Annotated in this window: 15 protein-coding genes and 1 pseudogene; 8 read left to right on the top strand and 8 right to left on the bottom strand. The window is 69.4% G+C overall.

Annotation, left to right across the window (positions count from 1 at the left end):
• The first annotated feature begins 261 nt into the window (after positions 1–261).
• Together ACWD26_RS26765 and ACWD26_RS26760 are read left to right on the top strand one after the other, a co-directional pair.
• Entirely contained in the window at positions 262–1,389 is a 1,128-nt protein-coding gene (locus ACWD26_RS26765) for a YihY/virulence factor BrkB family protein (protein ID WP_451274278.1), read from the top strand.
• A 58-nt stretch (positions 1,390–1,447) separates the two neighbouring features.
• The gene (locus ACWD26_RS26760; protein WP_451274276.1) at positions 1,448–2,143 is read left to right on the top strand and encodes a helix-turn-helix domain-containing protein; all 696 of its coding nucleotides are present in this window, start codon (positions 1,448–1,450) and stop codon (positions 2,141–2,143) included.
• Positions 2,144–2,206: 63 nt separating this feature from the next.
• Here ACWD26_RS26760 and ACWD26_RS26755 read toward each other — a convergent pair whose 3' ends face one another.
• The gene (locus ACWD26_RS26755) at positions 2,207–2,611 is read right to left on the bottom strand and encodes a VOC family protein (protein ID WP_451274274.1); all 405 of its coding nucleotides are present in this window, start codon (positions 2,609–2,611) and stop codon (positions 2,207–2,209) included.
• A gap of 181 nt (positions 2,612–2,792) precedes the next feature.
• On the opposite strand from ACWD26_RS26755, the gene ACWD26_RS26750 reads away from it, so the two are divergent.
• Positions 2,793–3,458: a hypothetical protein gene (locus ACWD26_RS26750; RefSeq protein ID WP_451274272.1), complete on the top strand. Its 666-nt coding sequence runs from the start codon at positions 2,793–2,795 to the stop codon at positions 3,456–3,458.
• 47 nt (positions 3,459–3,505) lie between these two features.
• On the opposite strand, the gene ACWD26_RS26745 is transcribed toward ACWD26_RS26750, so the two are convergent.
• Positions 3,506–5,086 (bottom strand): sulfatase, encoded by a 1,581-nt coding sequence (locus ACWD26_RS26745; RefSeq protein WP_451274500.1) that lies wholly within the window; start codon positions 5,084–5,086, stop codon positions 3,506–3,508.
• A 909-nt stretch (positions 5,087–5,995) separates the two neighbouring features.
• Positions 5,996–7,036, bottom strand: coding sequence for a LacI family DNA-binding transcriptional regulator (locus ACWD26_RS26740; RefSeq protein WP_451274270.1), 1,041 nt, complete (start codon positions 7,034–7,036; stop codon positions 5,996–5,998).
• Positions 7,037–7,310: 274 nt separating this feature from the next.
• On the opposite strand from ACWD26_RS26740, the pseudogene ACWD26_RS26735 reads away from it, so the two are divergent.
• Positions 7,311–7,421, top strand: a pseudogene (locus ACWD26_RS26735) (alpha/beta hydrolase); the annotation flags it as partial.
• 290 nt (positions 7,422–7,711) lie between these two features.
• Here the strand turns inward: ACWD26_RS26735 and ACWD26_RS26730 are convergent.
• From ACWD26_RS26730 to ACWD26_RS26710, 5 genes are all read right to left on the bottom strand, one after another.
• Positions 7,712–9,313: a family 43 glycosylhydrolase gene (locus ACWD26_RS26730; RefSeq protein WP_451274268.1), complete on the bottom strand. Its 1,602-nt coding sequence runs from the start codon at positions 9,311–9,313 to the stop codon at positions 7,712–7,714.
• A gap of 91 nt (positions 9,314–9,404) precedes the next feature.
• A complete protein-coding gene (locus ACWD26_RS26725) occupies positions 9,405–10,322 on the bottom strand; it encodes a carbohydrate ABC transporter permease (RefSeq protein WP_451274266.1) in 918 nt (305 codons plus the stop codon).
• Complete coding sequence (locus ACWD26_RS26720; protein ID WP_451274264.1) at positions 10,322–11,206, bottom strand: carbohydrate ABC transporter permease; 885 nt, start codon at positions 11,204–11,206, stop codon at positions 10,322–10,324. Before ACWD26_RS26720 ends, ACWD26_RS26725 begins: the two co-directional genes overlap by 1 nt.
• Before the next feature lie 11 nt (positions 11,207–11,217).
• A complete protein-coding gene (locus ACWD26_RS26715) occupies positions 11,218–12,555 on the bottom strand; it encodes an ABC transporter substrate-binding protein (RefSeq protein WP_451274262.1) in 1,338 nt (445 codons plus the stop codon).
• Between the two features lie 993 nt (positions 12,556–13,548).
• On the bottom strand, positions 13,549–14,562 hold the full coding sequence (locus ACWD26_RS26710; RefSeq protein ID WP_451274260.1) for a hydroxyacid dehydrogenase: 1,014 nt from the start codon (positions 14,560–14,562) through the stop codon (positions 13,549–13,551).
• A 620-nt stretch (positions 14,563–15,182) separates the two neighbouring features.
• Here ACWD26_RS26710 and ACWD26_RS26705 point away from each other — a divergent pair.
• From ACWD26_RS26705 to ACWD26_RS26690, 4 genes are read left to right on the top strand one after another with little or no spacing between them, the layout of a single operon-like run.
• On the top strand, positions 15,183–16,508 hold the full coding sequence (locus tag ACWD26_RS26705) for an extracellular solute-binding protein (protein ID WP_451274258.1): 1,326 nt from the start codon (positions 15,183–15,185) through the stop codon (positions 16,506–16,508).
• Positions 16,505–17,503, top strand: a complete 999-nt coding sequence (locus ACWD26_RS26700; protein WP_451274256.1) for a carbohydrate ABC transporter permease — start codon at positions 16,505–16,507, stop codon at positions 17,501–17,503. Before ACWD26_RS26705 ends, ACWD26_RS26700 begins: the two co-directional genes overlap by 4 nt.
• Entirely contained in the window at positions 17,500–18,402 is a 903-nt protein-coding gene (locus ACWD26_RS26695; RefSeq protein WP_451274254.1) for a carbohydrate ABC transporter permease, read from the top strand. Before ACWD26_RS26700 ends, ACWD26_RS26695 begins: the two co-directional genes overlap by 4 nt.
• Before the next feature lie 54 nt (positions 18,403–18,456).
• On the top strand, positions 18,457–20,253 hold the full coding sequence (locus tag ACWD26_RS26690; RefSeq protein WP_451274252.1) for a putative Ig domain-containing protein: 1,797 nt from the start codon (positions 18,457–18,459) through the stop codon (positions 20,251–20,253).
• The last annotated feature ends 12 nt before the right edge of the window (positions 20,254–20,265 follow it).

The raw sequence follows: 20,265 nt of genomic DNA, 5'->3' as shown, positions 1-20,265 counted from the left end.
CGGCCCGGCGCTTCAGCGGGGAACTTTCCAAAAAGCGGGTACAAAAACGCTCGACCGTTCCGCTTCCGGCCCCTCGCTGATTCGGCCAGCACGTTCATGACAGAAAAAGCGATTCGGAATCACCTTTGTTTTCTGCTGTGTTTCCCTTTGTTTGCTGCCCCGTGACGCGTCCGGAGGGAAGCGTGCGCCACACGCGGCCCCGGCCGCGACCGGCGGCCCCGGGAGGTGAGGGTGGCACGCGCAGCCGGATACCTTTAGGGCGTGCAGCCAGCAAGTCAGTCACCCCCACCACCGGAGAGCCCCCACGGGCGTCTCCACCGCGCCCGTGCCCTCTACCGGAACGTCTCCAAGCGCAGGACCGCCTGGCTGCTCCTGAAGGACACCGTCAACTCCTGCATCGAGTACCGCATCCTGGGCCTCGCGGCCGAGGCGGCGTTCTTCACCCTGCTCTCCGTGCCGCCGCTGCTGCTGAGCATGATCGGCCTGCTCGGCTACGTCGACGACTGGACCGGCGCCGACACCATCGCCAGCCTGGAGCTCAACCTCCTGGAGGCCTCGCGCACCGTCCTGTCCGACAAGGGCGTCGCCGAGATCGCGCAGCCCATCCTGGACGACGTGATGAAGGGCGGCCGCCCCGACGTCATCTCCATAGGATTCCTGTTCGCCCTGTGGTCCGGTTCCCGGGCGGTGAACGTCTTCATCGACACCATCACCGTCATGTACGGCCTCGACGGCGTCCGCGGCATCGTCAAGACCCGCCTCATGGCGTTCCTGCTCTTCATCGTGGCCCTGCTGATCGGCTCGGTCGCCCTGCCCCTGATGGTGGCCGGCCCCGACGCCGTCGTCCGGATCGTCCCTTGGTCGGCGACCGTCGTCCAGGTCCTCTACTGGCCCGTCGTGATCGTCCTGTCCATCGTTTTCCTGACGACGCTCTACCACGTCTCGGTGCCGGTCCGTTCCCCCTGGGTCGAGGACGTACCGGGCTCCCTCATGGCCCTCGGCATGTGGGTCCTCGGCAGCTTCCTGCTCCGTATCTACCTCACCAGCACGGTCGAGGGGGCGACGATCTACGGCTCCCTCGCCGCGGCCGTCGCCGTCCTCCTCTGGATCGGCGTGAGCGCCTTCGCGGTCCTCGTCGGTGCCGCCGTCAACGCCGCCATCGACCGCGTCTGGCCCGCCGCCGCCACCGCCGCCGCTCGCGCCGCCAACGAGCGCCTCCGCGAGGAACAGGCCGCCGAGTACGTCGCCCGCGCCGCCGCCGCCCGCTCCCACGACCCCGAAGACCCGGACATGCCCTCCGAGTTCCCGGAGCGCTGGTCCCGCTTCCTGCCACCGGAGGACGTGACGTCGAGGCTGCGGTCACCGGTGAAGAAGGGGGAGGACGGCTGAGGGGCGCGGGGAGCTCGCTGTGAAGCCGAGCGGAGCCGTGGAGGCGTAGCCTTTTCGTGTGTATGCGGAACGGGCGTCTCGGCTGGGCGGGGCCGTCGTGTGGACCAACCGACCCGGTGGTCCGGCCGGCCCCGGCTCCGGGCGGGTGCTGCCGGACGGGTGCATGGATCTGCTGTGGAACGACGGGCGGTTGCTGGTCGCCGGGCCGGACTCGCGGGCGTACATCACCGAAGGCGCACCCCGTAGCTGGGCGGGCCTCCGGTTCTACCCCGGCACCGCGCCGGCCTTCCTGGGCGTGCCCGCGCACGAGCTGCGCGACCGGCGGGTGGAGCTGGCCGATCTGTGGGCCCCGGCGCTCGTACGGCGGCTCACCGCCCGGGTGAACGCGGCGAGTGATCCGGCGAGCGGCCTCGAAGAGGTGGCGCTGGAGCGGGCGGCCGAGGTCGAGCTGCCCGATCCGTTGCTGCGCCGGGTCGTCGTCGCGCTCGACGCGGGGCGGGCGGTCTCGGCGACCGCCGACGAACTCGGGCTCGGAGCACGCCAGTTGCACCGCAGGTCACTCGCCGCGTTCGGGTACGGGCCCAAGACGCTGGCACGGGTCCTGCGGCTGCGACGAGCGCTCGCGCTGGCCCGGGACGGGGTGCCCTTCGCCGAGACGGCGGCCCGGACCGGGTACGCAGACCAGGCACATCTGGCGCGTGACGTACGGGAGCTGGCCGGGCTGCCGCTCGGTGAACTGCTCGGCCGACAGTAGCCGGGCGGCGGCGTGGCGGGTGTCGACGGGGCCGCGGCGATGACGGGGCCCCGGCGGCGACGGTTACTCGGACGCGGACGAGGGAAGCGGCGCGAAGAGGTCCACCCCGTTGCCGTCGGGGTCGAGGATCACGGCGTACCGCTGGCCCCACACCGCGTCCCACGGCTTCAGCTCGCCGTCGTACCCGGCGTTCACCAACTCCTCGTACATCGCGTCCACTTCGGCGGGACTGTCGCACAGCAGGGCCAGCCCGGCGCCGCCGCCCGTACCCCTGCGGTACCGGGGGTGGAAGGAGCGGACGGTCTCCTCGGTGTCGAGCAGCAGCCGCAGCCCGCCGGGCAGTCGGGCCTCGGCGTGGGGCTGGTTCTCGGCGCCATCCGGGAAGGCGAAACCGAGCCGGCGGTAGAAGGTGACGGAGGCGGCCATGTCCGAGGCCACCATGCCGATCGCATCGAGTCGTGGAGTCATACGGCCAACGTAAGGGGGTTGGCGCGGGCCGGTCTTGAAGGAATCGGACACCCGCCGACACCCCTGCCTCCCGTGCGGCCCGCACGCCCCGGTGCGGGAAGGAAGGCCCTGTGAGTAAGCGCTCTCATAGAACGGACCCTTTGGCTCACCTGTGGAACAACTGTGCGGCAGGATGGAGGGCATGTTCCGTACCGCGCGTGTTCTGCCGCCCCTGGCGTTGCTGCCGTTGCTGCTGCTCACCGCCTGTGGGAACGAGAAGGTCGTGGCCGTGGGCCGCGAGCCCCTGGCGCCGCACCCCGGCCGGGCCGAACTCCACGCCCGGGCGGAGGCACTGGGCCTCGCGCCGGGTCTCGTCTATGTCACCGAGTCCCCCGGATTCGTGCTCGCCCGGCAGTCGGTCGGCGTGTACGGCGACGACGGGTTCTCCGCCGCTTACTGGTCCCGGAAGAACAGCGCCCAGCTCCTGCTTCTCGTCGACCGCGGCACGATGACCGCCGAGAGCTGCCCCGAACAGCCGCTCGGCCAGGGCTCGGGGGAGCCGGTCGGCTGCGAGCGCGACGGGGACGCCTGGTACCGCACCTCGGCGGGACAGCACGAGTACGCCGTGCCGGCGGACGGCCACCTCGTCCGGGTCAGCGCCGTCACGTCCGCCGTCGACCGCGAGGTGTTGCGTGCCGCCGCCCTCGCCGCACACCGCGCCGACGACGGCGAACTGGCCTTCCTCCTGCCGCCGACCGGCCCGCACGACAAGCCCCCGCCTTCGCGCGACGGCACGCCGATCCAGCGCGGCGACCTGCCCCCGGTGGGCGACGGAGCGCCGAACAACGAGGTGGGCGCGTCGGGCTGAGCCCGCGCCGCACCGCGTGGGGAGCGGTCCGGTGGGGCCCTCGCCGGTCAGGGTGTGCCGGCCGCCTGCTGTGGGCCGAACGCCGTCATGAAGCGGTCGCGGAACTTGTCCATCCGCCACACCGGGGTGTCGTCGGCGGGCTGGAGGCCGTCCGTCCACCCCCAGTCGGAGATCTTCTCCAGCACCTCGGGGTCCTGGGCGACGATCGAGACCGGCACGTCGTGGCTGGGGTCGGCGCCGGTGACCGTCTTGTTGGGCTGGTGGTCGCCGAGGAAGACCAGGACGGTGTCCTCCGACCCGTACTTCGTGACGTGGTCGACGAGACTGGTCACCGAGTACTGGATGGACTTGCGGTACTCGTCACGCACGTCCGAGGGGTCCTTCCAGACCTCCTTGGGGTCCTTGCCCTCAGCCTTCTGGAGCGAGTGGTAGACCGAGCCGTCGCCGATACGCTCCTCGGGGATCGTGCTCGGAATGGGCGCCCACGGGTTGTGGCTGGAGGTCAGGATGATCTCCGCCATGATCGGCTCACGGTCCTTCTTGCCGTGCTCCAGCTCCTCGAAGGCCTTCAGCGTGTACTGGTCGGGCATGGTCGACCAGCTGAACTTCGGGCCCTTGTAGCCGAGCTGGTCGGAGTCGTAGATGTGCTCCAGACCGAAGTACTTGCCCTCCGGCCAGGTCTTCTGGGTGCCGGGCACGATGCCGACCGTCCGCCAGGCCCCGGTACGGCGGAACGCCTCGGTGAGGGTGAGACGGTCACTCGCGACGAGGTGGGTGTAACGCGACTGGTTCTTGATCCACAGGCCGGACAGGAACGTGGAGTGGCCCAGCCAGCTCCCGGCGCCGGTGATGGGGGAGCGCAACCAGCCGCTTTGGGACGCGTACCCGGCGTCCTTCAGCTCCTGCGTCTTCTGCGCGAGCGTCTCGCCGAGCGGCTCACCCATCTGCGGGTCGTCGATCGCGGAGCGGCCGTAGCTCTCGATGAACGTGATCAGTACGTCCTTGCCGCGCAGCCCGGTCAGCAGCTGGTCCGGCGGTACGTCGGCGAAGGCGTCCACCGCGGACTGCTTCCGGAACGCCTCCCCGTCCTTCAGCCCCTCGCTCACCGCCTCGATCCGGCTCTCCACGAGCGACGCCGCGCTGTGCGAGGCCACCGGTACGTCGCCGAACTCCAGCGTCAGCGTCGAGCAGGTGATCCACGCGGTGCCCAGGACGAGCAGCGTACGGCTCGCCGTGCGCCGGTTGCGTACCATCAGGCGGCTGATCCGCACGACCGCAAGCGTCATCAGCACCGGCAGCGCGAGCGCCAGCGCGATCACCCCGATCGTCGCGGCCTGCGCCGCCACACCGCCCAGCGAGTCCTTCATGAACGACTGTGCGTCGTCCAGCAGGATCCAGTCCAGCACCAGGTCGAACGGGCGGTCCAGGGTCCAGTACGACCCCATGTCCAGCACCTTGACGATCGTCAGCAGCCCGAGCACGACACCGACCAGCACGGCCACCACTCGCCGTGCCTTCGCCGGCAGCACGAGCAGCAGCCCCGCCACGAGGATCGCCTCCGCCGGGATCCGCAGGAAACGGCCGAACTCGATGTTCTCGACGTCGTTCGGCACGAGCAGCGCGAACATGACGAGAGCGACGGCCAGTCCGGTGACGGCCCAGGCGACGCCACGCGCGGCGACGGGGTACTTGGCCCGCCAGCCGGAGGAGGCGGTGGTGGGGGAGTCTGTCGGGGACCCCGCCGGGGGCTCTGCGGGGGACTTCGTCGAGGGCTGAGCCGCCGGTTGAGACGGGGGTTGAGTCGGCGGTTGCTCGGGGGTGGACTCCTGCTCGACGTCCGCCGTCGGCGCCGACTCCGGCCCGGAGTCGGGCTCGGATCCCGTCTTCCGCTCGGGCTCGGCCTTCTTGTCCTGCTCAGGCTTCGATTCGGTCTTCTCCCGGGGCTCGGATCCGGTCTGCTCTGCGGCCTCGCTCTCGGCCTCGCTCTCGGCCTCGGCGTGGGCTTCGGGCCGGTCCTCGGACTTGGTGCGGGGCGCGGTACGCGTCTCCGGCTCCGGTACCCCGGCCTCTGCCTCGGCCTCGACGGTGGCCTGGGGCTCTGCCTCTGCCCCTGCCCCTGCCTTCGCCCCCACCTTCGGTGAACTCTCTTCCGGCGCCGGCTCCGGAGGGGCGGTGTCCTCCGGCGCTTCGTCGTCGTCCGGCACCGGTGTCGGTCCCGGAAGCTGCGGAGAGCGTATGTGCGACAACCCGAAGGTCCTTCCCTGTGGAGCATGTGGAGCTCAGTGCTGGTGCGGTCGAGCGGGCCGGGGTGCGGGACCGCCGGGACACCCATTCGGCCATCCCTATGGGTACGGTCCCACGACGCCAACCGTTCACCCGAACTCAGGCCTTCCGCAACCGTTCCTGAAGACTGAGCGGGAGTGAGTCCTGTTGCCAGGTCTCGTGCTCGGCCGTACGCCCCGGACGGTGTATGCCCCACCCTTGAACGCACTCCAGCGCCAGTAACTCCAAACCCCGACGCCCCGACGCCCACCCGCTCAGGCCGAGCGCGGCGCCCCCGTGCTGGACCGCTCCACCAGCCGCGTCGACAACTCGGTGCGCGTGCCCTCCGGTTGGTCGCCCTCCATCATTCGCACCAGCAGCCGTAGCGCGGTCTGAGCCATCTCCGAGAGCGGCTGGCGGACGGTGGTGAGCCCGGGAGTCGCCCAGCGGGCCTCGGGAAGATCGTCGAAGCCGACCACGCTCACGTCGTCCGGCACCCTCAGCCCCCGCTCGGCCAGCGCCTCGTACACGCCGAGGGCCATCTTGTCCGAGCAGACGAACACGGCGGTCGGCGGCTCGGGAAGGTCGAGCAGCTGGAGCATGCGGTGACGGGCGGTGGTCTCCATGAAGTTTCCGTAGCGGACGTACTCCGGCCGGTACGGGACTCCCGCGGCCACCAGCGCCGAGCGGTACCCGGCCACCCGGGCGCTGCTGCACATCTTCCGCCGGTACCCGGCGATCACGGCGATCCGCTCGTGCCCCAGGGCCAGCAGATGCTCGGCGGCGGTCATCCCGCCCTGCCAGTTGGCCGCGCCCACCGACACCACACCCGGCGGCGGTTCGAGGACCGGGTCGATCAGCACGAAGGGGATGCGGTGCTGGGCGAGCCAGGAGTACTGGGCGGGGGACAGCTCGGCCAGGTTGAACAGCACGCCCGCCGAGCCCCGGGCGGTCAGCTTGTCGAACCAGCCGCGCTCGGGACGGGCGCCCCGGGTGCGGGTCAGGCCGGCCGAGACCACGACCTCCAGACCGGCGTCGTGGGCCGCCTGCTCCACACCGTGCAGTACCGCGCCCGACCAGGAGCTCTCCAGCGAGTGCACCACCAGGTCCACCATGCGCGGTGGCTTCGACGCCTCGAACCGGGGTCTGCGGACATAGCCGAGCCGGTCCAACGCCTCGGTGACCCGGCGCCTGGTCTCGGGGGCCACGTCCTCGCGGCCGTTGACCACCTTCGAGGCCGTGGGGACGGAGACCCCGGCCTCGCGCGCCACCACCGCCAGCGTCGGCCCGGCCGTCGCGCTCCCGCCACGCACCATCGCGACTCCACCTCTCAGGGCCCGTCCCGAGGGCCGGTGAAAATTTCGAACAGCATCGCTCGCGCGGCGGCAACAAGAAGCCCGTAGCAAGCGCTTCCTACGGTAAGGCCAACTTAGGACGGCGGGAAGAAGCGGGAAATCAAAGGACCGCCCAACCCAAAACTTTCGAAACCTCGAACAAGGAGTGCGAAACTACGCCGGGTGCCCGACCGGGCCCTAGGGGAACCCTCGGGTGTAAGCCCCCGTGCCCAGACGCCGGTTGGCGGGATGCCGATCCACCGGCCACGACGCCTACCTCGCCAACGGCAACGCCTGCGGCGACCGGACGGTGTCCCGCTTCCTCGCGACGGGTGAGCGACCGGACCGGGACATCACCTGCGACTAGCGGCGCGTCAGCCGGCGTTCGCCCGGTGTTCCCCGTCCCTCGCGCGGTTCCGTCGCGTACTTCCGCGGCGCCGAGGCCCGCACGGAGTGGCGGTGCGACGCCGAGCACCGGGCGGCGCGGAAGCGCGGGCGAGCCGAGTCGTACCAGAGCCACAGGCCGCATGTGGCGAGAGTGGAGCGGAGTCACGGGTCCATGCGAGCGCAGGTCCCGCAGCCCTCGACAGCGGGCTGACCCGGACGAGGCGGCGCGTCCACAGGCGGTGCAGCCCTGGGTGATCCTGTTCGGGGCCGTCACCCCTCCTCGCACACGAGCCGGAATCCCCCGAAGTCCGCCGTGAACCCGGCGGCGACCAGGTCCTCGGCGTGGATGCCGGCGAAGGCGCCCGTGAAGCGCAGTTTCGAGCCGTAGTCGTCGGAGAGCCGGCTGAAGTCCAGGACCGGCCCCAGGGGTGTGCGGACGCCCTCGCGCAGGTACCAGAAGCGGGCCTCAGCGCCGTCGACGCTCGCCCCCAGGGTGACCGGACGACCCGCCTCGACCTCGACCACGGCCACCTGCCGGGCCCCGTCCTCGTCGCGTTCGACGAGGCTGAGCACGGTACGGCCCCCGCCCCGCCACTGCTGGCCGCGCTGCGGCTCGCCCTCGGGCTCGGCCCAGGTCAGGTCAAGGGTGAGGTAGGAGGCGGTGTTGTACCAGAGGACCAATCCGGCGGCCTCGGTGAAGGACCGGGGGCGGGCCTCGACCGTCACCTCCACCTCCGCCCGGTGTTCGGTGAGGCGCCGGGCCAACAGGCTCCGGTCCCACAGCGACTCGGGCCCCTGCCGACCGCGCAGGCGGATCCAGCCGGGCCGGGCGGCGGTGTCGGCCCAGGACGCGTCCGGCTCCGCCCGCGGACTGCTCCACGGCCAGGCGAGCGAGTCGTCGCCGCTGGGCGTGGGCACAGGTGCGGACGCCGTGCCCGTCACCGTCGGTACCTCCACCTCCACCGCCGGATGCCAACCCCCTTGCCGCAGCCGGGGCCAGCCGTCCGCGTCCCATACGACCCCCTGCACGGCGGTCTCCCGGCCCAGCGGACACCGCATGCCGTGCTCGGTGTGGACGGGGCGGGCGGTGAGGTGGCTCAAGTACCACTCGCCGTCCGGGGTTTCGACCAGTTCCGCGTGCCCGGCCTTCTGCAACGGCACCTTCGGGTCGTCCCGTGTCGTCAGCAGGGGCACGTCGTCCAGCTCGTACGGGCCGGTCAGGGCGCGGCTGCGCGCCACCCGCACGCCGTGCTCGAAACCGGTGCCGCCCTCGGCGAGGACCAGGAAGTACCAGCCGTCGCGGAGGAGGAGCTTGGGGCCCTCGATCAGCTTGTCGTGCTGGAGCAGGAGGTGGGTGTCTCCCAGGGGGCGCAGGGTGGAGCGGTCCAGCTCCGTCAGGACGATTCCGGCGAACCGCCGGCCGCCGGGGCGGTGGTCGCTCTGCATGTTGAGCAGCCAGAGCCGGCCCTCGTGGTGGAAGAGGGCCGGGTCGAAGCCATGGCTCACGACGCGCGTCGGAGCGGTCCACTCGTCGTCCACCGCCGCCGCCGTACTGACGTACGTGTCCAGGTCGAAGTACCGGGTGCCCACCGACCGCACGATCGTGTAGACCACCCAGAAGCGCTCGCCGTCCCAGCTCAGCGAAGGGGCCCAGACGCCGCCCGAGTCGGGGACGCCCTTCAGTGAGCCGCCGGGTGCCGCGCCGCGCACGTGGCCCGCGTACTCCCAGTGCGCGAGGTCCCTGGACCGGTGGATCGGGATGGTCGGGAACCATTCGAACGAACTGGTCGCCACGTAGTACCACTCGCCGACCCTGATGAGAGAGGGGTCGGGGGCGAAGCCACGGATGACGGGGTTGCGGACCACGGTCACGAGCGAGCTCCCAGAGTCTCCAGGGTTCCCGGGGCTCCCGGAGTTTCCAGGGTTCCCGGGGCGACGGTTGCTTGAGCGGGCACCGGAGGTGTCACTTCAGGGCCCCCAGCGTCACACCGGTGCGCCAGTACCGCCGCATCGCGACCATCATGATCGCCATCGGGATGATGGACAGCAGGGCGCCCGTCAGGACGAGGCTGGTCACGTCGATGCCCGACTCCGCCCGCTTGCCGGACCAGTTGTACAGGCCCAGGTTGAGCGTCCAGTTCTCCTCGCCGCGCAGGACGGTCAGCGGGAGGAAGAAGGCGTTCCAGGTGTTGACGAAGGCCAGCAGGAACACGGTCGCGCCGCCCGTGGTCATCATCCGCAGCACGATGCTGAAGAAGATGCGCAGTTCACCCGCGCCGTCGATGCGGGCGGCTTCCAGCAGCTCGAAGGGGATCGTCGCCTCGGTGTAGACCTTCGCCAGGTACACACTGAACGGGTTGATGAGGCAGGGGATCAGCATGGCCCAGGGGGTGTCGACCAGACCGATCTCCGAGAACATCAGGTACAGCGGGAGCGTGAGCAGCGCGATCGGGATCAGGAACGAGCCGACCACCGCCGCGAAGACCACACCCCGGCCGGGGAAGTCGAAGCGGGCCAGACCGTAGCCGGTGGCGAGGGCGACGAGGGTGCCGCCGAGGGAGCCGACGCCGGCGTACAGGAACGAGTTGGCGATCCAGCGCAGGAAGATGCCGTCGTCGTAGGTGAACACCTGCCGCAGGTTGTCCCACAGGTGGAAGTCGGAGAACCACAGGCCGTTGCTCTGGTACAGCCCCACCTGGTCCTTGGTCGCGGCGACCATCAGCCAGTACACCGGGAACAGGCTGTAGACACTGGCCAGGATCAGGCCGAGCAGGATGAAGCGCTGGCCGCCGCGCCCGCGCGAGGCGGTGTCGACGCTGGTGATCCGCCGCACGGGAGGGGCCCCGGCCTTCTTGGGGGACTCGGTGGTCGTGGTGGCCATCAGTCCGCCTCCTTCGAGGTCAGCCGGTAGAAGAGGAAGGAGGCCATGCCGAGGATCACCGCGAGGAGGACCGACAGGGCGGCGGCGTAGTGGTAGTTGGCGGCGTTGAACGCCTGGTTGTAGATGATCATGATGGGGGTGAAGCTGTCGTCGACCGTCTCCGGGGCGATGTTCCGGAACAGCGCCGGCTCGTTGAAGAGCTGCAGCATCTGGATGATCGACAGCAGGCCGGTCAGGACCAGCGCACCGCGCACGAACGGGATCTTGATGCTCAGCGCGACACGGGTCTCGGAGGCGCCGTCGAGACGGGCGGCCTCGAACAGCTCGCGGGGCACGCCCTGGAGTGCCGAGTAGATGATCACCATGTTGTAGCCGATGCCGTGCCAGGTCAGCAGGTTGCCGATGGACGGCCACACCATCGACGGCGCGAAGAAGTTCCAGTCGAACCCGAAGAGGTCGCCGATCGGGGTCAGCGGACCGACCTCGGGGCTGTACAGGTTGATCCACACGATCGCCGCGACCACGCCCGGGATCATGTACGGCACCAGCAGCACGATCCGGAACCTGCTCGCGGCCTTCGAGGTGAGCGCGTCCAGGAACAGGGCCAGCACCAGGCTGACGAGCAGCATGAACGGGATCTGGACGCAGGCGAACAGCACCACCCGCAGGATCGACCCCATGAACGCCGAGTCGGTCAGCCCCTGCTGGTAGTTGTCGAACCCGGCGAACTCCCGGGTCGCGCCGCCGAGGCCGAGCCCGGACTGCTTCTGCAGGAACAGCGACTCGTAGAACGCGTACCCGATCGGCAGCAGATAGAGGAAGACGAAGCCGAGCTGGAAGGGCACCGTGAACGCGGCACCCTTCCAGCGCTGGGAGCGAATCATCGAAAGATGCCTCAGCTCTTGACGTTGATACCGCGGGACTTCAGGTCCTTGACCGTCCACTCCTGCATGTGAGCGAGCAGGTCGGTGACCTTCTGTTCCTTGCTGACGACCTTGCCCCACTCGCTCTGCAGCTCGGTGAACATGGCGGTCCAGTTGGGGCCGAACACCCAGTCGGTGGTGATGGTGCCCAGGCTGTCCGTGACGACCTTCTTGGCGGGCTCGTAGTTCTTGCCGAGCAGCTTCTCGGAGATCGCCTCCGAGACGTACGACTCGTTGTCGGCCAGCGCCGGCATCACGCCGCTGCCGGTCTCCGGGCTCGCCATGGTCTTGACCGCGCCGGCGTCGGTGGACATCCACAGCGCCGCCTCGGCCGCCTGCTCCTTGTGCTCGCACTGTTCCGACACCAGGGTCAGGTTGCCGCTCTGGTTGGTGCCGGCCGGTGTCTTGGGCGCCTCGCCCTTGAACGTCGGCCACGGTGAGAGCGCCCACTCGCCGAAGGAGTCGGTGAAGTTCTGCACCATGCCGGACATCTGCCAGGTGGAGATCTGCCGGGTGGCCGTGCCGCCCTTGTCGTAGTTGCGCTGCACGGCCGCGTAGTCGGCGAAGGAGAGCTTGGAGTTGAGGTCGTTGTCGATGATCTGCTGGATCACGTCGGCGGCCTTGAGGCTGCCCTCGTCCTGGAAGTTCACCTTCCAGGAGTCGCCGTCGATGGAGTACCAGTGCGCCCCGGCCTGCATGGCCAGCACCTCCAGGGTGCTCGGGTCCTCACCGGCGTAGTTGGTGATGTGGATGTCGTGCTTCTTCAGGACCTTGCCGGCGGCGATGAAGTCGTCCCAGGTCTGCGGCGCCTTCAGGCCGTACTTCTCGAAGAGGTCGGTCCGGTAGATCGTGAACGCGGGCGCCGAGGCGGTGGGCACGCCGTAGACCTTGCCCTGGACCTGGCCGGTCGCCCAGGAGCCCGGGTTGAACTTGTCCTTGCTCGACTCGACGTACTCGGTGATGTCGGCCAGCGCGCCCTGGGAGACCCAGCTGGTGACGTACTCGCCGGTGTTCTGCAGCAGACAGGGCGCGTTGCCCGCCTTCACCGCGTTGCTGAGCTGCTTCTGCATGGTCAGCTGGTCGGTGACCTTGGTGTACTTGAGCTGGACGTCCTTGTGGGAGGCGTTGAACGCCTTCACCACGTTCTCCTGGCCGTTGGCCCAACCCCAGAAGGGGAGGGTGACGGGACCGGCGGCTCCGGAGCTGTCGTCACCGGAGTCCGAGCCGCCGCACGCGGCGAGCAGACCTGTCAGCGCCACACTCGCGACGGCGACGCGGGTGAACCTTCTCCGGGGGCTGGTGGAGTTCATCGTACGGTCATCCTTCGAGACGTAGACGATCGCGGAAGCGGGGAGCGAGGGGCGGCTCGGTGGGGCGACCACGAGCGAGGCGGACCGTCAGCTCGTGTCTCGGGAACCCCTGCGAAGGTGTAGTAAACGGTTGCTGTGAAACGTAGGTGGCCTGATCGGCTCACGCAAGAGTGCGAAGGGAAATTGTTACGCCGGATTGGCGGTGAGGTTGCCGGGAGTGGCCGCTCGATGACGGCCGGATGACGCAGGCTGTGCAGGTCAGAGGTGTGAGGGGTGCGGGTCGGGTCGGGGTGGGAGTGCGGCTCGTGACGGCTCGAAGCGCGAAAACGTTTACGAAACTAGGGCGCTGTCTGGGGGCGTGATCACTGCGAGAGCCGCGGGTCGCCGGAACGGCAGTCGCGCGTGGGCGGCGGGCGGATGTCTGGAGGCGCTGCGCGGGCGTGGGGTGGGTGTACGGGGCGCTGCGCTGACGTGCGGGGGGTGTACGGAGGCGCTGCGCTGACGTCCGGGGGGTGGTCGTGCGGGCTGCCCGTACGACCACATGTCTGCTCAACACCAGATGCTCGGCGCCCGCCCCGGTAGCGGCGGCCGACCGCGGGGCTGGCGGCCAAGGGTGCGGGGCGGCGCGGCCCATCTCCTGGTGAGGGACGTGTGCCGCGATGAGTCACGGGGTGAGCGGGTGGGAGGCGGGCGGGATGTCGTCGTACCCGACGAGCGAGACATCTTCGGGGACGTGCGCCCCGGCCGCGCGCGGTGCCTGGGCCGCACCGGCGGCCCCCCACGTCGGTGCCGACGGGGACGGCCGCGCGGACCCCCCTGCCGCAGCCCCCTCGACGGTCTCGTAGCCGTAGCCGTAGCCGTAGCCGTAGCCGTAGCCGTAGCCGTAGCCGTAGCCGTAGCCGTAGCCGTAGCCGTAGCCGTAGCCGTAGCCGGCCCGTGCTCGTACTCGTCCTCGTGGTCCCGGCCAGGGCGTGGCGGCCCGGTGGTGGGGATTCAGGCGACCCTCGCCAGGTCCGTGTGCCGTACCTCGTGGGCCGGGGGCAGGCCCGAGGTGAGGCGCTCCAGCTCCTCGACGACGGTGCGGCCGAGGCGTTCCAGCTCGTTGCCGAGGGAGCCCGCGATGTGCGGGGTGAGGAAGACGTTGGGGAGGTGGTAGAGGGGGGAACCGGCGGGCAGCGGCTCGGGTTCGGTGACGTCCAGGACCGCGCTGAGCCGGCCGGAGACCAGTTCGTCGGTGAGCGCGTCCGGGTCGACGAGGGCGCCCCGGGAGGTGTTGATGAGCACCCCGCCGTCCCTGATGAGCGCGAGCCGGCCGCGGTCGAGCATGCGGTACGTCTCGGGGATGTCCGGGGCGTGCAGGCTGACGATGTCGCTGGTGCGCAAGAGGTCCTCCAGCGTCATCGGTTCGGCGCCGAGCGCGACGGCCCCCGCCGTGTCCACGTACGGGTCGTACAGCGAGACGGCGAAGTCGAACGGCTTCAGCAGTTCGAGGAGTCGGCGGCCCACCCGTGAGGCCCCGATGACCCCGATGCGACGGCCGACGTTGCCGATGGCCGCGGTCTCGGCGGGGGAGGGGTAGGCGTGGGTCTGCCGGAAGCGTTCGCGCTGGTCGAAGGTGTCCTTCCCGGCCAGCAGGATCATCGCGAGGGTGTACTCGGCGACCGGCAGCGCGTTGCCGGCCACCGCGCTGGAGACGGTGACCCCGCTCTGCCACAGGGCCTCGCCGACCAGTGCGCGGACCGAGCCCGCGGCGTGCAGGACGGCACGCAGCCGGGGCGCCGCCGCCAGCACGTCCGCGTCGAGGTGCGGACAGCCCCAGCCGGTGATCAGCACCTCGGTCGCGGCCAGTGCCGGGGCTACGGCGGGATCGGTGAAGTCCCGTACGACGAACTCGGGGTCGATCTCGACCACCTGCCGCAGCCGTGCCATGAGAGGCGGCGGAAAGAGCAGGGGCAGATGCACCGGATCCATGGCGAACACGGCTCGCGTCGGCTGGGCGCTGGGCATGACTCTCCTGGAGCGCTGGGGGTGGATGCGAAGGGCGGTACCGGAACACTTCAGAAAACGTCTTCTACCGTAGATCCGCCTCCGAGAGCCGGTCAATCGTCGTGATCGGATGTCTGGCGCGGGTCGTCGCTGAGGATTGTCCGTAAATGAGCAGGTCATGGGAGTGGGGGTGGGTGGTGAGACGGGGCCTGTCGAGGCTTGTGGGGGAGAGGGAGGACGGCCGCCACCCTGGGGGCTGACGAGAGTCCGCGTTCTGGCGTAATCGGTTACCCCTCGCTCTCGGGTCGTCGAAGCTGGATGTGCGCTGTGGAATGCCCTGCGGACCTCTGAGGTGGCGTAGCAACCGGTTCCCGGATCGACGAGCTCCAAGGCCGCCGACCCACCCCACCGGCCCGGTCGGAACAGGCTGTTGACCTGGAAGGTTCGCCCTCGCCGAGGGGCCTTCGGTCGGGCCCGACCTGGCGTCCGGCCATGTCCCGAGGGTTACGCGGAGTTTTCGAAAACTGGTCAACACCCTTGACGTGCTTTGCGCTCAGGAACAAGCTCTGCCCGTCGACCGGTAGAAACCGGTTGTTGTTCCTGAAGGTGAGGCGTCCATGCATACCCGTGCCGGTGGTCCCATGAGCCGCCGTCGATTCCTCGCCCTCTCCGCCGGCGCCGTCGCGGCCGGCGGGGCGGCGCTGAACGGCTGTGCGCTGCAGGTGTCCAGCGGAGTCAGTGGCCCGGGCGAGACCGTCACGCTGATGGTCAAGGCCGAGGACATCTCCCCGGAGCTGATCAGGCAGGCACAGAAGGACATCGGCGTCCGGATCGTGACGGTGAAGCACGACATCACCAAGCTGATCGCGATGCTGACCAGCGGAAATCCACCGGATCTGGTGCGCGGTGTGGGCGCCGTGGACGCCCCGTTCTTCGCGGCCCGGGACGTGGCCGAAGAGCTGGACCCGTACTTCGCCAAGAGCGGTGTCCTGAAGGTCGACGACCTCGATCCGGTCAACGACCTGTGGCGCTACGACGGCCGGACGCAGGGCAAGGGCCCGCGCTACGGCATGGTGAAGGACTTCTCCCAGGACTCCATGTACTGGTACAACACCACGCACTTCGACGAGGCGGGGATCGACTACCCGCCGGAGACCGAGCCGGTCACGTACGAGGAATGGCTGGAGCGGGCCAAGAGGCTCACGCAACGGAAGAACGGTCAGACGACCGTCTTCGGCGGCAGCTACAACGGCCTGTACGAGGCCACCAACCTGGCGTCGCTGACGGCGGCAGCCGGAGGAAGCCTCTTCAACGACGACTTCACCCGGGTCGACTTCACCGCCCCCGAGGCCCGCAAGGCGCTCGGCTGGTACATCGAGTACGGCCGGACCAGGGTCGGGCCGAGCATCATCCAGCCCGACCCCAACACCTGGGACGGGCCCACCTACCAGGCGGGCCGGATCGCCATGTCCAACTGCGGCTACTGGCTCGGCGGCGTGATCAACGCCGACGAGAAACTGGCGAAGGTGTCCCGTCTCGCCCCCGCCCCGATCTTCGAGGGCGGCCGTAGGGTCAGCTCCTGCCAGGGCGGCACCGGTATGTGGATGCCGAGGAAGGCACGGAACAAGGACGCCGCCTGGCGGGTCTTCGAGTGGTTCTTCGGCGAGGCGCCCGCCAAGGAGCGCGCGGGCGGCGGCTGGGGCATCCCGAGCCTGAAGTCCCTGCGCCCGCTGATGCCGGCCGAGCAGGACTACCAGCGACGGGTGCTGAAGGTGCAGGAGGCCGAGCTGGAGCACTTCTCGGTGATCTCCTTCAGCCCCTACATCACCGGGGACGGCTTCAAGGCCCTCTTCAACCAGGTCGCACCCGCGGCGATGAAGGGCGAGATCTCCGTCGACACCCTCGCGAGGCGTCTGAACTCGATCGTCAACGAGCAGCTGGCGCGCGGTAAGGAGCAGGTGGGATGACCGTCGAGCAGATCTCCACCGCCGCGGACCGCGCCGAGGCGGCCACGGCCTTCGGCGGGGCACCGACCGACGGCCGGCCGCGCACCTCCATGACCAGGCGCAGGCACCGGGCGTTCTACATGTTCACCTCGCCCTGGATCATCGGCTTCCTGCTGCTGACCATCGTCCCGATGGCCTACGCGCTGTGGCTCAGCTTCACCACGTACGACGGCATCTCGCCGCACTGGCGGTTCATCGGCCTCGACAACTACAGCGAACTGCTGGCGGACCCGGTGACCTGGGACTCCCTGGGCCGGACGGGACTGTTCGCGGTGACCTCGGTGCCGCTGTCGATCATCGCGGGGCTCGGGCTCGCCGTTCTCGTGAACCGGCCGCTCAAGGCCCGGGGTCTGTTCCGGACCCTGCTCTACCTGCCGGCCGTGGTGCCGCCGGTGGGCGCCGGTATCGCCTTCAAGATGATGTTCGACCAGAACTCCGGGGCCGCCAACGGCGTGCTGAACGTCTTCGGCATCGAGGCCCTCGGCTGGCTCGCGGATCCCTACGCCCGCTACGTGCTGCTGATGACGGTGTTGTGGGGCGCCGGAAACGTCATGATCATCTCGCTGGCCGGGCTCCAGGACGTGCCCCGTGAACTCCACGAGGCGGCCACGATCGACGGGGCGGGCGCCTGGCGGACGTTCCGCAGCATCACGGTGCCGCTGCTGTCGCCGGTGCTGCTCTTCCAGACGGTGACCGGGGTGATCGCCTCGGTGCAGACGATCATGCCGCTGCTGCTGGCCGCCGAGGCCACCACGGCCGGCGTCACCGCCATCCCGCAGTCCAACTACATGTACATGATGCATGTGTTCGCCGAGTACTTCGCGCTCGGCCGCTACGGCTACGCCTCCGCGCTGCTGTGGGTGCTCTTCGTCCTGATCCTCATCGTCACCGGACTCATCTTCAGGTTCACGTCCGGAGTGGTGTTCTACAACGTCGACCCGGAGGCGAAGAAGTGACCGTCACCAGCAGCACCGCCGCCGTCCGCCGCACGTCGACCGCCACCGCTCCACCGCCGCCCTCCCCGCCCCGCGTACGGCTGCGCACCGGCCGACTGGTCCTCTACACGGTGCTCGTCGTCATCACCGGACTGTTCCTCGGCCCGTTCGGCTGGCTGTTCCTCGCCGGTCTGAAGACCTCCGCCGAGACGGCCGCGGCTCCGGTGCGCTGGCTGCCCACGGACTTCCAGTGGCACAACTTCGCGGACGCCTTCCACCTGATCGACTTCCTCGGCTACGCCCGCAACTCCCTGATCATCGCCTTCATCTACGCCACCCTGGTCACCCTCAGCTCCGCCTGGGTCGGCTACGGCTTCGCCCGCCTCGACGCGCCCGGCAAGAAGACGCTGTTCGGTGTCCTGCTGGGCTCCATGATGCTGCCCCAGATGATCACCTTGCTGCCGACCTACCTGATCTTCGCCAGGCTCGGCATGGTCGACACCTACTGGCCGTGGGTGCTGTGGGGTCTCGCGGCAGCCCCGTATCTCGTCTTCCTCTTCCGGCAGTTCTTCGCCGGACTGCCACGCGAGCTGGAGGAGGCCGCGATCGTCGACGGCTGCGGCTACGCGACGATCTTCTGGCGGATCTTCCTGCCGCAGTCCTGGCCGGTGCTCTCCGCGAGCTTCGTGATCGCCTTCACCTGGACCTGGGGCGACTACATCGCGCCCCAGCTCCTGCTGTCCACGGACCGTTCCACCCTCGCGGTCGCCGTGATGTCCACCTATGTCACCTCGGCCGGCACACCGGTCACCAACCTCCAGGCCGCCGCCTCGGTGATGTACGTCGTCCCCATCCTGTTGATCTTCCTCGTCGCCCAGCGCGGTTTCGTCGCCGGGATGTCCACCTCCGGACTCAAGTAGTCCCGCAGTTCCTCGCGATCCCCCTGACTCTTTTCGCAGACAAGGACGTTACGCATGACCGACACACAGGGCTCCGGTCTGTCCCGGCGCACCCTCCTCCAGGCCGCCGGTGCCACGGCCGCCGCGTACACGCTGCTCGGCACGGCCACCTCCGCCGCGAGCGCGGACGACAGACCCGAGGCCGCCGACCGGCTGGTGGTGTACCCGATCCCGACCGGGCTGCCGCTCAACGCCAGCTTCTCCGTCAAGGCCCGTACGCCGGGCGGCGAATGGCAGCCGGTACCCGTGGTGCGGGCCCGCACCAAGACCATCAACGAGAAGACCGGCTCCGGCATCGTCCGCAGCTCCTCCGTCGCGAGCCTCGACTTCCGCGGCACCGTGGAGGTCCAGATCACCTCCTCGAAGGGCGCCGTTCCCTCGGCGCGGGTCCGCCCCCTGTCGTACGACATCGCGCACGAGGTCAGCGGTGACACCATCACCTTCAGCCTCACCGAGCCGCGGAACCTCTCCATCGAGATCGGCGACGCCGACGGCGGCGCGTTCGACATCTACGACAACCTGCAGCTGCACGCCAACCCGATCGAGAAGTGGCGGCCGGAGGAGAGCGACCCGGACGTCATCTACTTCGGCCCGGGCATCCACACCGTCACCGACAACGTGGTGAAGGTGCCCAGCGGCAAGACGGTGTACCTGGCCGGCGGCGCGGTGCTCAAGGCCCGCGTGGAGTTCAGCCACGTCGAGAACGCCCGGCTGCTCGGCCGGGGCATCATCTACGACTCCGACGCCGCCACCCTGGTCGCCTTCTCCAAGAACATCGAGATCGACGGCATCCTCGCCCTCAACCCCAAGACCGGCTACTCCTGCACCATCGGCCAGTCCCAGCAGGTCACCGTCCGCAACCTGCACTCCTACAGCTTCGGCCAGTGGGGCGACGGCATCGACGTGTTCAGCAGCGAGGACGTGCTGATCGAGGGCGTCTTCATGCGCAACAGCGACGACTGCGTCGCCATCTACGCCCACCGCTGGGACTACTACGGCGACTGCCGCAACGTCACCGTCCGCGACTCCACCCTCTGGGCCGACGTCGCCCACCCGGTGAACATGGGCACCCACGGCAACCCCGAGAAGCCCGAGACCATCGAGAACATCGTCTTCAGCAACATCGACGTCCTCCAGCACCGCGAGCCGCAGGTCCTCTACCAGGGCTGTTTCGCCCTCAACCCCGGCGACAGCAACCTCATCCGCAACGTCCGCATCCAGGACGTCCGCGTGGAGGACTTCACCTGGGGCCAGCTGCTCAACATGCGGGTGATGGCCAACCGGTACAACGCCTCGCCGGGCCGTGGCATCGAGGACGTATACGTCCGCAACCTGACCTACGACGGCACGCACGCCTCCACGGCGATCCTGACCGGCTACGACGCGGACCGCCCCATCAAGAACCTCACCTTCCAGAACCTGACGGTCAACGGCACGGTCGTCCACGACAAGATGAAGAAGCCCGGCTGGTACCTGACCACCGACATGGTCCCGATGTTCGCCAACGAGCACGTCCGGAACCTCCGTTTCCTGGACGCCGACACGGCCGCCGCCACCGGGGCCCCGCAGGTCACCAGCGCGGGCGAGGCCACGGCCACCATGAAGCGGGTCTTCAACCACCTCGTCACGGCGTCCGGTCTGCCCACGTCGTTCGCCGCCGAGGGGCTTCCGAAGGGCCTGACGTTCGACACGAGGACGGGCCTGATCTCCGGCCGCCCGTCCCGCCCCGGCTCGTACACGGTCACCGTCTCGGCGACCAACAGCGCCGGTACGGCCACCCAGTCCCTCAAGCTCACCGTGCGGCACCCGTAGGACCTGGAGACA

This window comes from Streptomyces sp. NPDC002787, from assembly GCF_053592095.1.
Note: the sequence above shows the minus strand (reverse complement) of the source record. Positions and strands in the feature narration are given on the sequence as shown.

What these genes read in the sequence shown, in the direction of transcription:
- ACWD26_RS26755 (WP_451274274.1), bottom strand. Translation starts at nt 2,611, where the DNA reads ATGACTCCACGACTCGATGCGATCGGCATGGTGGCCTCGGACATGGCC.
- ACWD26_RS26750 (WP_451274272.1), top strand. Translation starts at nt 2,793, where the DNA reads ATGTTCCGTACCGCGCGTGTTCTGCCGCCCCTGGCGTTGCTGCCGTTG.
- ACWD26_RS26745 (WP_451274500.1), bottom strand. Translation starts at nt 5,086, where the DNA reads ATGTTCGCGCTGCTCGTGCCGAACGACGTCGAGAACATCGAGTTCGGC.
- ACWD26_RS26740 (WP_451274270.1), bottom strand. Translation starts at nt 7,036, where the DNA reads ATGGTGCGTGGCGGGAGCGCGACGGCCGGGCCGACGCTGGCGGTGGTG.
- ACWD26_RS26725 (WP_451274266.1), bottom strand. Translation starts at nt 10,322, where the DNA reads ATGGCCACCACGACCACCGAGTCCCCCAAGAAGGCCGGGGCCCCTCCC.
- ACWD26_RS26720 (WP_451274264.1), bottom strand. Translation starts at nt 11,206, where the DNA reads ATGATTCGCTCCCAGCGCTGGAAGGGTGCCGCGTTCACGGTGCCCTTC.
- ACWD26_RS26715 (WP_451274262.1), bottom strand. Translation starts at nt 12,555, where the DNA reads ATGAACTCCACCAGCCCCCGGAGAAGGTTCACCCGCGTCGCCGTCGCG.
- ACWD26_RS26710 (WP_451274260.1), bottom strand. Translation starts at nt 14,562, where the DNA reads ATGCCCAGCGCCCAGCCGACGCGAGCCGTGTTCGCCATGGATCCGGTG.
- ACWD26_RS26705 (WP_451274258.1), top strand. Translation starts at nt 15,183, where the DNA reads ATGAGCCGCCGTCGATTCCTCGCCCTCTCCGCCGGCGCCGTCGCGGCC.
- ACWD26_RS26700 (WP_451274256.1), top strand. Translation starts at nt 16,505, where the DNA reads ATGACCGTCGAGCAGATCTCCACCGCCGCGGACCGCGCCGAGGCGGCC.
- ACWD26_RS26690 (WP_451274252.1), top strand. Translation starts at nt 18,457, where the DNA reads ATGACCGACACACAGGGCTCCGGTCTGTCCCGGCGCACCCTCCTCCAG.